This is a genomic window from Roseateles flavus (assembly GCF_039872765.1).
GTDB lineage: Bacteria > Pseudomonadota > Gammaproteobacteria > Burkholderiales > Burkholderiaceae_C > Roseateles_B > Roseateles_B flavus.
Window position 1 is genome coordinate 243478 of record NZ_JBDPZC010000006.1, and the last position, 14006, is coordinate 257483.

Here is a 14006-nt window from a genome sequence, read left to right on the forward strand (position 1 = left end):
TATGGAGGCGCTCATCTCTGAGGAGTTGTCGGATGAGGGACTCCGACAGCGGGTCATCGGCAGGGCCAGGGAGGCGGATCAGCGGGCAACAAGATCGAATCGCGAAACGTGATTCGGCAGCACTCGGCATCAGGGGTCAGGTCTTGCCTTCAGTTTTAAGACTTGACCCCGAGCCCCGAGTTGCTGCCCGGCGATCAGGCCGTCATCAAAGACGTGCTCGAAGGCCTCATCCTCAAGTACCAGGCCAAGCGCTGGGAAGCCGCTCGCCAAGCCGCAGCAGCCGAAGCCGCCGCCAAGGCGTCCTCGGCCCCGACTCCGAAGCGCCGCCAACAGGCCCGCCGCGCCGCCCAGCCTCCCGGCTGAGCCCGCTCGGTTTTAACGCCACCGCGGCTCCCCGCCGCACCGTCAACACCCCCGGCTCCTTAGCAGCTAGAAGGGGTTGGGCCGCTGCATTTTTTTCTCTATACCAACGACAAGAAGATTTGCGCCACACCCAGCAGCCACAGCGTCACCAGCACCGCCGCAGCCACGCCCACCGCCGGCACCAAGACCAATGGCAGCGGCTTCACCACCGGGCCGCGCATCTGCAAAGCCAGCGCATCCATGCTGCGGTGAAGGCCCTGCAAGGCCTGCTCTGGGGTTTGGGCGTTCTGCATGGGGATTCCTTTCACAAGGTCCTCCCGTTTTACGGCTTGCCCTGCCGTCGCGTCAATTCGGCTGCCGCGTACTGGTCCGCGTCATAGCCAATCGTCGCCGGGGTGCGTACCTCCCCACGGGCCAGCTTCTCCACCATGAAGCGCGTGGCCAGCGCCTGGCGCAGCAGCTCCGCCGAGATGCCGCCCCGCTCCACGGCCGCCTCCAGCCGGGCCACCGAGCGGTCGATGGTGTCCGCCTGGATGCCCTTGGCGATCAGCTCCACCACAAAGTCGCTCATCGTCATGCGCCGCTCCCCGGCCTCCCGCTCCACCCACGCCCGCACGTCCGGCGGCACGCTCAGGCTCAGCACCTGCTTTCTACGCATATGACACACCTTCACCAATGGGCATCGAGCGTTTCGATGCATTCAGGCGCATAGTGTCATATCTTGAAGGTCGCAGCGTATGACGGTGTTTTGCAAGTGCTGGCAAGCACTTGCGCAGCAACCGAAGGTTGCGTGATGTGTGATCCGTTCAGCCAGGGGGTCGCGGGGGATCTCCGCGCCTCACGCCCCGGCGTTCAGGGCGGTGGCTTCAGAGGGAACGAGCGGCGTTTTACGGCCTGCCCCCTTGGGGCCGCGATGCAGAACAAACACAGAACAAAGGCAGAACGACCACAGAACGAATGCAGAACACCACAGAACGGGCACCGAACAAAAGCCGAACGATTACCGAACGAACACCGAACAGTTACCGAACACCACCGAACACCGGGCAGCCCTCAGGGGGGCGGCTCGGCCACTGGGAGCCAAATCGTATGGAACACCCATCAGCAGGCGACGCGCCCGCCACCCCGCCCCAGCGCTCCGTGGCCGAGCGCCGCATGCGCCTGGAGCAGGTGCTGGCCAACACCCGCATCGAGGTCCATCAGCCCAGCCCCGAGTTCCTGGCGGATATGGAGGCGCTGATCACCGGGGCGCTTTGTGATAAAGAGGTGCGGCGGCGGATCATCGCCAGGGCCAGGGAGGCGGATCAGCGGGTGACCGCATTGAAAGTCAAGGCCTGAACCGCCTCACCATCTGGCTTCGACGGCCGCGACGGTCAAACTGACATACCTTATCTGGCCATCGTTAGGCCTTCGTACCTGGCTTCATCCACAGTCGGAGGACTGCCTGCCAAGACACTTACACAGCAATTTTGAGTTGCAACAAAATACTCCGTAACAACTCCACCGCGCTCGTGCAAGAACCCCGAACGAATTGTTTCCTGCTCGAACCAGCCATTTCCATTAACAAGAAATAGCCACCCATTATCGCTTGAGCATGCAGGCCAATATTCAAGCAAATCGCCCTCGTCCAGCACCCGGAAGCCGACAACATCCTCAAATTTCACTGTCGTGGTCTTCTTGCCAACCTCGAAATTCAACGTTACAACGAGCCTCCCAATTTCAAAATTAAGGTGGACCATATCAACCAACGAGCCGAGAGTGCTGCCCGTCTTCAATGGCGTAGCATCAACAAGTTGCATGGTCATTTATCCGACTCCGGCTTTTGAGGGTATCGAATCTTGTCAGTTGGCTTACCACGAGGATTCTGAATCTCAACAGTGGGCACATTACCGGAGCCAGCCGAGCTTCCTGGCCGAACGATGACGCGGCTGCCGTCCGGATTTGTCCCGACACGAACACCATTTCCCTTGTCGCTGACGTTTTCGCCTCCCGGGAACTTCTTATCAAAGTCGCCGTTTGCTTGATCAACGGGGTTGGATGAGGGCTTATCCCAGATCCTCGGGCCACCACCGAATCGCTCACCTCCGGTCGCCCCATCAACGGGGGGCGCGGGTTGATCGCTCTTGTTGCCCTTTTCACCCCCTCCAGAGTTGTCATTGCCATTGCCCGACTGAGCCTTGTCACCACCCGAATTACTAGTCGAATTGAAAATCTTCGCGGTCAGGTAAGTTCCGCCGATCAGTACAACACCACCAGCAACAATCCCACAGGCAGGTCCACAGACAAGAGTTCCACCGATGAAGGCTTCCGGTGCTGCGATCGCATTTCGCCCGTCCGGATCAATCTTTGCGTACGGATTGTTGTCCACATACGTGTAGAGCCCGAATCCCTTGCCAGTGTTCGCATCCGTGACGATGGGGTCAACACTCAGGAACCGCCCCGCAATCGGATCGTAATACCGCTGCTGCATGTAAACCAGCTCAGTCTCCGCATCCTGCACATGCCCCGTAAACCCAATCTGGCTGGTGGCCGCGCTGGGCTTGGCACCCGCGGCCACGTAGCCATAGGGCTCATACCGCGTGCGGCTGATCAGTGCCTTCGTGGGGCCCGTGCGAGCCACCGGGCTGCCCAGGGCGTCCGTGTGGACATACTGGGTGGCGCCACCCACCACGGTCTCGGCAATCAGCTTGCCGCCCAGGTAGATGTAGGCCGTGCCTTGCACGCTGCCGGGGCAGCTGGCGCCGGCCGTCGAACTGCTGCCATCGGGGCAGCCGTACTTGGGGGTGGCCGGTGAGCTGGTGCTGGACTTGCAGGTGTTGTCTGCCTGCAAGGTATAGCCCGGGCTGCAGGTGTAGCCGCTGACAGTGGCCGCCACGGTGCTGGTGCTCGTGCGCGAGCAGGAACTGCCGCTCAGGGTCCAGCCACTGTCGCAGCTGTACTGGACGGTCGGCTGCTGGCTGGTGGACGTCGAGCAGGTCGACCCACTGAGCGTCCAGCCGCTGCGGCAGACGTAGCGGGAGGACGCCGGCTGGGACTCGGGCACCGACTTCGAACAGCTCGTGCCGGACAGCGTCCACTCCGCCGTGGGGCAGCTGTAGCGCTTGACCGGTGCTTCGGTGATGTAGCCGTTGCAGCTGGATCCCGACTGGGTATAGCCCGGCGGACAGGTGTAGCTGCTGACCGTGGCCCCCTGCGTTGCCACCTTGGTGCGGCGGCAGGTGCTGCCGTCCAGCGTGCCGCCCGACGGGCAGCTGTAGCTGGGCGTGGCGGCATAGGACGAGCTGCTGACACACTGGTTCCCCTGCAAGGTGCCCGAGGTGCAGCGGTAGCCCGTGATCTTGGGCTGGTAGGCACAGGCCCACAGCTTGGCCGCCGTCTGCTTGGCGCCCAGGTAGCTCAGGCCGTAGCTGCCGTACTCGTCACTGCAGGCTGCAGGCGCCTCCGAGCTGGTGTTGGCATAGACCGATGGCGTGAGGCAGGCCGCCGCGCCGTTGTAGGTCGAGAGGCTGCCCACGCCCGCGCAATCGTAGGACGGCGTGGCAGGCGTCGCGCTGCTCACCACGCAGCTGCTGCCGCTGAGCGAGCCTCCGCTGGGGCAGGTGTAGCCGGAGACGCTGGCGGCGTAGTCATCCGGCACGGTCTTGCTGCAGGTGCTGCCGCTGAGGGTCCAGCTGCTGTCCGGGCAGGCATAGACGGGCACGCCCGCCTTGGTATCCGGCACCTGGCATTGGCCGCCCACCAGGGTGCCACGCGTGCAGCTCAGCGTTTCCGTGGCCGGCTGGGTGGTGGTGGTGGTCCGGCTGCAGGTGCTGCCGCTGAGGGTCCAGCTGCTGTCGGGGCAGGAGTACTGCAGCGAGGCGGACTCCGTGGCAGTGCCGACGCACTGCCCGGACTGCAGGGTCATGCTGCCAGGGCACACCTGGGTCTGGTTGGCAGGCTTCGTCTCCACCACGCTCTTGGAGCAGCTCGTGCCGCTGAGCGTGTAGCCGGGGGCGCAGCTGTAGGTCGGCGTCGCAGCCGTGGAGGTGCTGCCCAGGCAAGAGGTACCGGACAATGTGGTCCCCGGCGGGCACGTGTACCCCACGATGCTGGCCGGCACGGCTCCGCCCGGCGTCGTGGACCACAGCAGTTGCCCTTCCTGGCTGTAGACCTGCAGGCGGGTTTCGCCCGCCTTGGTCACGACCTGCACACGGCGGCCCAGGCCGTCATACACATAGCCCCCCCCAAGCGACGAGGCGCTCAGGCGGTTGCCCAGGTCAAAGGTGAAGGACTGCGCGCCCTTGCCGGTGATGTTGCCGTAAGCGTCGTAGCTGTAGGTGCTGGTGCTGCCATTGACCGTGATGCTGCTCAGGCGGTTGCGGCCGTCGGCGTAGGCCAGCGTGGCGCTGCGGCTGCCCACCGTGGCGGTGCGCAGGTTGTCCACCGCGTCATAGGTGTAGCTGGCCGTGCCCCACACACCGGGCGCGTTCGCTGCAGTCAGGCGGTCCAGGCCGTCGTAGCCCATGGTGCGGCTGAACACGGACTCCTGCTTGTCGGTGATGCCGACCACATTGCCGTTGGCGTCGTACGCATACACATCATCGAACACGCCGCTGTCGGTGTTCTGGCTTGGCAGGCCACGCAGGTTCTGTGTCACGGCGTGCACCACGCCATTGGCCAGGGTGTAGCCCGCGACCGCGCCATTGGGGTGGAAGCTGACCTGGCTTGCATAGCCGCTCACCGCCGAGGGTTCGCCCAAGGCATTGGGATTGAAATTCAGCGCAGGGCCCGGTGTGCCATTGCTCGCCGGATACACCAGGCCTGCCAGGTCGCCAGCCAGGTTGTAGCTGCGGCTGAAGGTGTAGGTCTTGCCGGCAAAGCCGAGCGCCTCGGTTTCCAGCTGGCGCAAGGCGTTGTAGGTGTAGTTCCAGACCGTGCCCCCGGACGTCACGGACTTGGGCTTGCCGTCCGCCCAGTAGGTGCGCGTGATGCCCGGGCTGCCGTCACCGTAGCTCGTGGCCTGGAGTTGGTTGACGGCGTCATACGTGAAGCTGATCTTTGCGGCCGGCGACGCGGACGCGGTGTCGCAACTGCCGGTGGACGTCAGCGACTGGCCGGGGGCCCGCCAGGCCAGATTGCCGGCGGCGTCGTAGTCCTGCAGGGTCGCCCCCACTTCGGGCTCGACCGTCTTGCACAGGCGCTGGCCGGCGTCATACACATAGCTGCGCGTCACACTGACGCCGCCGCCACTGCGGGTGATGGCCGTGGGCTTGCCCAGGAGATTGCGGCTGATCATCACTTGCACGCCCTCCGGCAGATCGATCTGCGAAAGGCTGGCCTCCGCCGGATTGTCCAGGGCCCAGAAGCGCTGCGTGGTGACCTTGCCACGAGGGTTGGTGATAACGGTGGCAAAGCCGGTCTCGTAGTCCTGGCGGGTCTGGAGCACGCCCAGCTCACTGTCCTGCTCCGTCAGTGCCAGCCGACTCAGCGCGTCGTAGCTCATGCGCTTGCCCGGACTGGAAATGGCGACCGTGGCGTAGTCTCGCGCCGGGTAGCTTTCAAAGCGCAGGTGGCCTTCCAGGTCGTAGCCCTTGACCACCACCTTGCGTGTGGCCGCTTCCTGGCCTGCGTCGAAGGTGCGGGTCATCACCGGGCGCCATAGAGCGTCCAGTACCGTGACGGTCCTGGCATTGCCCTTGCTGACGGTCTGGCGCCAATGGCCGGCCTCCACGCCGAACTCGGCGCTGGACACCGGCTCCAGCACCAGGCTCGTCGCAGCAAAACCCGAAGGCGGCGTGACCAGGTTGAGGCGGCCCATGGCATCGTAGCCATAGCCCGTGGTGTAGTTCGCGGCGGTGCGATGGCTGGTGATCAGGCCGAGATCGTCCACTGTGACGGCCTCACTGGTGCCGTCCGCATAGCTCACCAGGCGCGGCAGGCCCAGTTTGTAGTCGTCGTAGCGCGTCCTGTTGCCACGGCCATCCTGCTTCCAGGCCAGGGTGCCATCGGCGTTGTAGCCATAGCTGAACTGCGGGATGCCAAAGGTCTTGTCCGCGATCTTGCGGCCCAGGCTGTCGTACTCGTTGAAAACGGAGACGCCCTGGCCGCTAAGGGTCAGGGACTCCGTCAAGCCCAGCACCCAGGGGTTGCCCAGGTCCTTGAGCACGGTCGTCTCCGTCCGACTCCCTGCGGGACCCGACTTCGTCACCTGCAAGGCGCGTCCCAGGCTGTCAAAGCCGGTGGCTCGCCAGGAGAAGGTCACCCCTTGCTGGACCGTCTCACGCAGTTCCAGAGGCTGCAGCCGCCCGTTGGTGTAGTTTTCTGCGATGGGTTGGATGCTCTGTCCGACGGAGCTTGAATAGGGGCCTGCATCGAAGGCGCGGTAGGACTGGGCCACGGACCGCTTGAGGCTGCCCTGCGCGTCATAGTCCTCCGTCTTGAGCAGCAGACCTTCGTTGCTCCCCACCCGGATCCCGAAGGTCATGCGGGTATAGCGTCCACTCGGCTCGTTGATCTGGACCCATTTGGTGGTGGGGCAACTGCCGCTGCATCCCTCCACGGACCCCTGCCCAGCGGACGGGCTGTAGGCATAGGTCCATTTCATGGCCGCCATGCCGGGCCCCGAAATTTCCTTGGACTGGATGCTGTGCTTGGCGAAATAGGGCGGCGAACTGGGGAAGGTGACCCCCCCATTGCCGGTCCAGCAGACGCTGTACACATTGCCGCGAGCATGTTCGACCGGCGACACCGAGAACCGCCCCACCGCACCGCTGGGATGCGTCAGGACGATGGTATTGGTCCGGCTGAGGATGGTGCCGCTGTAGTACTCGTTCGTGGCCGGCCAGCAGGAGGGAGAGGCGCCGTCAAAGTACATCTGGGCCGGGTCGAACAAGGCCTCGTCCACCGTGAAGCGCCACCGGCTGTCGTCGGGTTGCACGACGGTCGTGAGGTCCCCCGAGACGCTGTCGTAGATATAGCGCCAGGTCCGCGTCCCATCGCTGGCGGTGTCAATCCGGTTGGTTCCCGCGACGTAGGTGAAGGTGAGGGTCCGTCCATCGCTGGAAGCAATGGAATTGACACGCATCGGGCTGGCCGGGTCGTAGGTATAGGTGACCCGATTGCCGAAACGGTCCTGGACCGAGGTCGGCATGATCCAGTACTCGTTGCGATTGACGAAGTACTCCATCGAGCGGTTGGGCCTGCGCCGTGCATCGCCGCCGCCCGACACCGCCAGCGCCCTGGCACGTGCCGACAAGGTGGTGGGCAGGGCCGTGCCGCGCTCCAGGCGCTCCACGGGACGCGCCGCCATCCAGTCAAAGCGGTACTGCGTGCCATCCGGCGCAATGGCCAGGAAACCTTCGGATTCAGGTGATGCCGCATTGGCCAGCGGTATGCACCGAAGCTGCCAGTAGTCCTTGGTCAGCAGGGGATAGTTCTGCTGGTCTGCCGGGCCCGCCGGGCTGCCCGCCGACCGCTTGAGAATCTCCTTGCTGCCGGCGCCAGGGATGTACATGTGGATGCCACGCCAGTACTCCTTGGCCAGCCACATGCCTTCCTGCGCAAAGCCCTGGGCCGGCGGTGGCGGAGAGAACTCCGAACAGCGGCGGGCCGTGCCCGTGCCTGCGACGAAGCCCTTGGTCGCGGCATAAACGCCCTGGACCCGCGGAATCTCCAGGTCCCAGCGCCCGAAGTGCCCACTGACCATGGTCCAGTGGGGGCCGGAAGCGAATCGGCGGCCCACGGTGACCGGCAGGCTGCTGGAGCCCACCAGGTTCACGTCCGTCTGGACGAACTCCAGGCCGCCGTCGTAGTGACTGATGCGGTCGCCGAAGAGATCCGGTCCCAGAGTTTTCACGGACCGGGAAGACCGGAGCAACTGCCCCTGCTCCTCGAAGTAGGTGGCCGCCTGGCCATTCCCGGCCGTCAACAGGCCCAACACGGACAAGACGGGCAGCACCAAGCCGCTGCGCAGCAGCGATTGCACATTCATCATCAACTGTTCCTCCCGATGCGGTGACGTTCGTCACCTGCCGGTGCGCGACTCCCGGATGACTTGTCACGTCATCTCATCAATCCCAGGGAGTCGGCCGCACCCCTCTTCGGCCAAGCATGGCTGGCTCATTCGCGCTCCATCCAGAGCGTTTGGGCGCCGATTCTCATGCATCCTCCACTCGGCACCATCAGATGGTTTCCGACTTGACAGCCCGTCTGGCACAAGGCACGCGGCCAGGCGGCCGCGCCCCGTCGATCAGGCCGGCGACGCACTGGTACTGGGGATGCTGGGGGTACACGCCCAGCGCAGATGCTCAGCCAGCACCTCGTCCGCCCCGGGCAGGACGGCCTCCAGCGCCGCCAGCAGCGCCCGCCGGTCCGTCGGGGCCAGGTCTTGCCTCAGGGCATTGCCCATGGCCACCGCCAGGTTGCGCCGCCAGCGCCAGTGGCCGATGCGGCGGATGGCCGAGCCCTCGGTGCGGCGCAGGAACTCGGCCTCCGTCCAGGACCACAGCTGCAGCAGGCCCGGTGCGCTTAAATGCTCGCGGGTGTCGAAGTCCGGCACCGGGCTGCGGCGCGCGAACTTGTTCCAGGGGCAGACCAGCTGGCAGTCGTCGCAGCCGTAGATGCGGTTGCCCATCAGGGGGCGCAGTTCGACGGGAATCGCGCCATCGTGCTCGATGGTGAGGTAGGAAATGCAGCGCCTCGCGTCGACCCGGTAGGGCTCGACGATGGCCTGGGTGGGGCAGACCTCCAGGCAGGCCTGGCACTGGCCGCAGTGCCCGCTGTTGGCCGCGCTCAGAGGCAGCGGCAAGTCCACATAGATTTCGCCCAGGAAGAACATGGAGCCCGCATCACGCGCGAGCGTCAGCGTGTGCTTGCCGCGCCAGCCCAGGCCCGAGCGCGAGGCCAGCTCCACCTCCAGCACCGGCGCCGAATCCGTGAAGACGCGGTGCCCGAAAGGCCCCAGCAGCTGCCCCAGGCGGTCGGCCAGCTGCTGCAGGCGCTGGCGCAGGACCTTGTGATAGTCCCGGCCCCGCGCATAGAGCGAGACCTGCGCGCGCAGCGGGTCGCCCAGGCCCTGCCACTCGAGCCGGCGCCAGTCCGGGCCGAGGCTGCCGGGCAGGTAATCCATCCGCGCCGTCAGCACGCGCAGGGTGCCCGGCACCAGCTCCGCGGGCCGTGCACGCTTGAGGCCATGGCTGGCCATATAGTGCATGCTGCCGTGGAATCCGGCCTGCAGCCAGGCCAGCAAGCCGGCCTCGGCGCTGCTGAGGTCGATGTCGGCCACGCCAATCTGTGAGAATCCCAGCTCATGCGCCCAGGCCTGCAGTTGCTGCATGACGGTCTGGGGGTCGAGAGTCTTCTGGGGAGTTTGCTGCATTTGGCCATTCTAGAAACCCGCGAGCTGCGCTGGCCCGACGAGGCCGCCTGCGAACGTTTCGCGCAAGACCTGGCACGGGCCCCCGGGCTCATGAACGCCTCCATTGAACTGCACGGCAGCCTGGGCGCCGGCAAGACCACCCTGGTGCGGCACCTGCTGCGCGCCCTGGGCGTTCAGGGCCGCATCAAGAGCCCCAGCTATGCCGTGATGGAAAGCTACGAGCTGGCGGAGCACGGCGGCAGCGGCGTGGTCAGCCATTTCGATTTCTACCGCTTCGGCGACCCGCGCGAGTGGGAGGACGCGGGCTTTCGCGAGATCTTCACCAGCCCCGGCCTGAAGCTGTCGGAGTGGCCTGAGAAGGCGGCCGGCATGCTGCCCGTCCCCGATCTGGCCCTGCACCTGACGATCGCGGACGATGACAGCCGCCAGCTGCGCCTCGAAGCCCGCACGCCGCTGGGCCAGTCACTGATGGCCGCCCTGTCCGACGGAGCCGCCGCATGAGCGTGCCCGCCCAGCCCTCCTCCCGCCGCTCGGCCCTGCGCCGCATGGGCGGCCTGGCCCTGCTGCTGCAGGCGCCGACGCAGCTGCTGGCGGGGCCAGGTCTTGCCTCCATCGTGGCGGTACGCATCTGGCCGGCGCAGGACTACACCCGGATCACGATCGAGTCCGACCGCCCGCTGGTCGCTCGCCACAGCCTGGTCACCGGGCCGGACCGCCTGGTGATCGACGTCGACGACCTGGACCTCAGCCCGGGCCTGCGCGAGCTGCTGGGCAAGGTGCGGCCGGACGATCCCTTCATCGAGGGCCTGCGCGTGGGCCAGAACCAGCCGCGCGTGGTGCGCATCGTGCTGGACCTCAAGCAGGCCGTGGCACCCCAGGTCTTCACTCTGCAGCCGGTGGCGGCCTACAAGCACCGCCTGGTGCTGGACCTCTATCCCGTGCAGGAGCGTGACCCGCTGCTGGTGCTGATCCGCGAGAAGGAAGCGGCCGAGCGGGCTGCCGCGCAGTCGGTGCACGACGCCCTGGGCGAGCTGATCGCCAAGCTGGACAAGCCCGAATCCACCGCCCCCACGCGCCCCCTGCCGGCCGCCTCGGCGCCCGAGCGCCTGCCCGCGGCCAGCGCCCCGCCTGTCGTGGCCCAGACCCCGGCCCCGGCCCCGCTGCCGCCGCCGTCCATGACCAAGCAGCAGCTGGACCGGCTCATCGTCATCGCACTGGACCCCGGCCATGGCGGCGAGGACCCCGGCGCCGTAGGCCCCAGCGGGCTCAAGGAGAAGGACGTGGTGCTGGCCATCGGCCTGAAGCTGCGCGACCGGCTGGACAAGCACCCCAACATCCGCGTCATGATGACCCGCGACGCCGACTTCTTCGTGCCCCTGCACGAGCGCGTGCGCAAGGCCCGGCGCGTGCAGGCAGACCTGTTCGTCTCCCTGCATGCCGACGCCTTCTTCACGCCCCAGGCCCGCGGCGCCAGCGTGTTCGCCCTGAGCGACGGCGCGGCCAGCAGCGCGGCGGCGCGCTGGATGGCGAACAAGGAAAACGCGGCTGACATGATCGGCGGTGTGAACACCAAGGTCCGTGACGCCTCGGTGCTGCGCACCCTGCTGGACCTCAGCACCACCGCCCAGATCAAGGACAGCCTGAAACTGGGTGGCGAGGTCCTGGGTCAGATCAGCCGCGTGGGCAAGCTGCACAAGCCGCGCGTGGAACAGGCGGGCTTCGCGGTGCTGAAGGCGCCGGACATCCCCAGCATCCTCGTGGAGACGGCCTTCATCTCCAACCCCGAGGAAGAGGCCAAGCTCAACAGCGAGGCTTACCAGGCGCAGCTGGTGGAGGCCATCGCCACGGGCATCTCGCGCTACTTCGCGAAGAACCCGCCGCTGGCGCGCAACCGCAGCCTGACCTGAAGGCCGGGACCCGGCCCTCAGGTCGTCCGGTCCTCAGGGCTTTTGCAGCGGCATGCCCAGCTGGTCCATCAGGAAGCTGTAGCTGTCGGTGCGCTCGGCGATCACCTCGCTGGTCGAGGAGCCCATGCCGTGACCGGCGTTGGCGCTGGTGCGCAGCAGGACAGGACGCTCGGCCATGGAAGCGGACTGCGCCGCCTGCAGGCGGGCCACCATCTTGCGGGACTGCATGGGGTTCACGCGGCCGTCGTGGTCGCCGGTGGTGAAGAGCACGGCCGGGTAGCGCGTGCCGTCCTTGACCTTGTGCAGGGGCGAATAGCCCAGCAACGCGCGGAACTGCGCCTCATCCTTGACGGTACCGAACTCGGTGATGTTGAAGGCGCCGTTGGCGTCCAGCTCCACCCGCAGCATGTCGTAGATGCCCACCGAGGCATGCACGGCGCGGAACAGCTCCGGACGCTGGGTGAGCGCCGCGCCCATCAGCAGGCCGCCATTGCTGCCGCCCTGGATGGCCAGGCGCTCGGGCTTGGTGTAGCCGCGGGCGATCAGGTGCTCGGCCGCGCCGATGAAGTCGTCGAAGACGTTCTGCTTGCGGGTCAGGTTGCCCGCCAGGTGCCAGGCCTCGCCGAACTCGCCGCCGCCGCGCAGATTGGCGATCACCATCACGCCGCCGCGCTCCAGCCAGACCTTGCGCAGGGCGTTGAAGCCCGGCGTCTGGCTGACGCTGTAGCCGCCGTAGCCGTAGAGCAGCACGGGGTGGCTGCCGTCCAGCTTGAGACCCTTGGGACGCAGGATGTTGAGCGGCACGCGCGTGCCATCCTTGGAGGTGGCGAACTCGCGCAGCACTTCGACGTCACTGAAGTCCACATTGGACTTCTGGGCCAGCGCGGTGACAGCCAGATGCCCATCCTTGTGCACGCGGTACCAGGCCTGCGGCTGGGTGTAGCTCTGCACCGAGGCCAGCAGCTCGTTCTTCTCACCCTTGACCAGCGCATCCACGCTGGCGATGGCCGGCAGGGGCAGGACCTGGCTCTTGCGGGTCTTGAGGTCCAGGCGGCGCAGCTCGGAAGGGCCGCCCAGCAGGTAGCTCAGGTAGAGCTGGCCGTCCAGCAGCTTGAACTGGGTCAGCGTGCCTTCGGCCTCGGGCACCAGCACCTCGGCCTTGGACAGCGGCTGGCCCAGCTTCAGGCGCAAGACCTGACCCTTGGGCGCGCCCTTGGTGGAGAGCAGGTAGAGCCAGCCATCCGCGGCGGCCTGCAGGCCCTTCACACCGTCCTGGAAGCCGGAGAGCTGCTGCCAGCGCCCGCCTTGCGGCTGCAGCCAGAAGGCCTCCTCGCCGCCGTCGCCATTGAGCACCTGGGCAATCTGCAGGCCCTTGGGGCCGCTGGCCAGGAAGGTCTCGGCAATGCGCGGCAGCCCCTCACCCAGCACCAGGCGGTCCTTGGACAGGGGCTCGCCCAGGCGGTGGCTCCAGACCTGCTGGAAGAACATGGCATCGGACTCGGCGCGCTCGCCGGGGGCCGGGTAGCGGGTGTAGAGCAGGCCCTTGCCGTCGGCCTGCCAGCTGACCGAGCCGCCGCCGGTGGGGAACTGCACGCGCGGGATCACCACATCGACCGGCTTGCCGCTGGCTACGTCATAGAGGTGCAGGCTGCCGCGCTCGCTGCCCTTCTCGCTCAGCGAGACAGCGATGCGCTTGCCGTCCGGCGAGGGCTTGAACCAGTCGATGGCCAGGCTGCCGTCGGCGGCCAGCTGGACGGGATCCAGCACCACGCGCACAGTCTCGGGCTTGTCGGGGCTGTCCATCACCACGATGCGCGGCTGCTGGCGGCCGGGCTCGTACTTCATCGCGAACCAGTGCTTGCCGTAGTGCCCCAGGCTGCCGTAGCCGGTCGGGCGGGTCATGACCAGCTCCTTGATCCGCGCAGCCAGGGCCTCGCGACCCGGGATGGCATCCAGGCGGGCGCGGGTCAGCGCGTTCTGGGCGGCGACCCACCGCTTCACCTCGGGACTCTCGAAGTCCTCCAGCCAGCGGTAGTCCTCGCTGACGGTCGTGCCATGGAACTGGTCCTGCACCGGGCGCTGCTGCGTCGCCGGATAGGCGGGATCAGCGGCCCGTGCGCCGCCCGCGGCGGCCAGGGACAAGGTGGACAGGGCGATCAGCTGCACCAGGTGGCGGCGCGGCGTGGACAGAGTGCTCGAAGTTGTGCGCATGGAGGGCTTCCCGTAGGTTCGTTCGCGGCAGCCAGGAGCGCCGCGGCGTGTGCAATCGTGTCGGTGCGGATGCGAAAGTGCCGCAGCCTGCATGGGCAGAACTGCGGCACGTGGCGGTCAGTATATTTTCAACATACCCGATCGGAATCAGGGTTTGACTTGGGAGAGCG

The 14006-nt window shown here is 66.5% G+C and carries 10 protein-coding genes; 4 read left to right on the top strand and 6 right to left on the bottom strand.

What is annotated here, in order from left to right; all coding sequences use genetic code 11:
• The first annotated feature begins 180 nt into the window (after nucleotides 1-180).
• Nucleotides 181-363 (top strand): hypothetical protein, encoded by a 183-nt coding sequence (locus ABDJ40_RS14425; protein ID WP_347610825.1) that lies wholly within the window; start codon nucleotides 181-183, stop codon nucleotides 361-363.
• A gap of 98 nt (nucleotides 364-461) precedes the next feature.
• Here ABDJ40_RS14425 and ABDJ40_RS14430 read toward each other — a convergent pair whose 3' ends face one another.
• Nucleotides 462-656: a hypothetical protein gene (locus ABDJ40_RS14430; RefSeq protein WP_347610827.1), complete on the bottom strand. Its 195-nt coding sequence runs from the start codon at nucleotides 654-656 to the stop codon at nucleotides 462-464.
• 29 nt (nucleotides 657-685) lie between these two features.
• A complete protein-coding gene (locus tag ABDJ40_RS14435; protein WP_347610829.1) occupies nucleotides 686-1021 on the bottom strand; it encodes a hypothetical protein in 336 nt (111 codons plus the stop codon).
• 497 nt (nucleotides 1022-1518) lie between these two features.
• Here ABDJ40_RS14435 and ABDJ40_RS14440 point away from each other — a divergent pair, with 497 nt between their 5' ends.
• Nucleotides 1519-1701 carry a hypothetical protein gene (locus ABDJ40_RS14440; protein ID WP_347610831.1) on the top strand — a complete coding sequence of 61 codons (183 nt, stop codon included), beginning with the start codon at nucleotides 1519-1521 and terminating at the stop codon, nucleotides 1699-1701.
• Nucleotides 1702-1751: 50 nt separating this feature from the next.
• Here ABDJ40_RS14440 and ABDJ40_RS14445 read toward each other — a convergent pair whose 3' ends face one another.
• From ABDJ40_RS14445 to queG, 3 genes are all read right to left on the bottom strand, one after another.
• Nucleotides 1752-2168, bottom strand: coding sequence for a hypothetical protein (locus ABDJ40_RS14445; protein WP_347610833.1), 417 nt, complete (start codon nucleotides 2166-2168; stop codon nucleotides 1752-1754).
• Entirely contained in the window at nucleotides 2165-8335 is a 6171-nt protein-coding gene (locus ABDJ40_RS14450) for an RHS repeat-associated core domain-containing protein (protein ID WP_347610835.1), read from the bottom strand. Before ABDJ40_RS14450 ends, ABDJ40_RS14445 begins: the two co-directional genes overlap by 4 nt.
• 255 nt (nucleotides 8336-8590) lie before the next feature.
• Nucleotides 8591-9718, bottom strand: a complete 1128-nt coding sequence (gene queG, locus ABDJ40_RS14455) for a tRNA epoxyqueuosine(34) reductase QueG (RefSeq protein WP_347610837.1) — start codon at nucleotides 9716-9718, stop codon at nucleotides 8591-8593.
• Between queG and tsaE the strand changes: the two genes are divergently transcribed.
• The gene (tsaE, locus tag ABDJ40_RS14460; RefSeq protein WP_347611085.1) at nucleotides 9713-10219 is read left to right on the top strand and encodes a tRNA (adenosine(37)-N6)-threonylcarbamoyltransferase complex ATPase subunit type 1 TsaE; all 507 of its coding nucleotides are present in this window, start codon (nucleotides 9713-9715) and stop codon (nucleotides 10217-10219) included. The genes queG and tsaE overlap by 6 nt on opposite strands.
• Complete coding sequence (locus ABDJ40_RS14465; RefSeq protein ID WP_347610839.1) at nucleotides 10216-11625, top strand: N-acetylmuramoyl-L-alanine amidase; 1410 nt, start codon at nucleotides 10216-10218, stop codon at nucleotides 11623-11625. The genes tsaE and ABDJ40_RS14465 overlap by 4 nt, the downstream gene beginning before the upstream one ends.
• Before the next feature lie 33 nt (nucleotides 11626-11658).
• Here the strand turns inward: ABDJ40_RS14465 and ABDJ40_RS14470 are convergent, their stop codons facing one another.
• Nucleotides 11659-13836 carry a prolyl oligopeptidase family serine peptidase gene (locus ABDJ40_RS14470; protein WP_347610841.1) on the bottom strand — a complete coding sequence of 726 codons (2178 nt, stop codon included), beginning with the start codon at nucleotides 13834-13836 and terminating at the stop codon, nucleotides 11659-11661.
• Nucleotides 13837-14006: the final 170 nt, after the last annotated feature.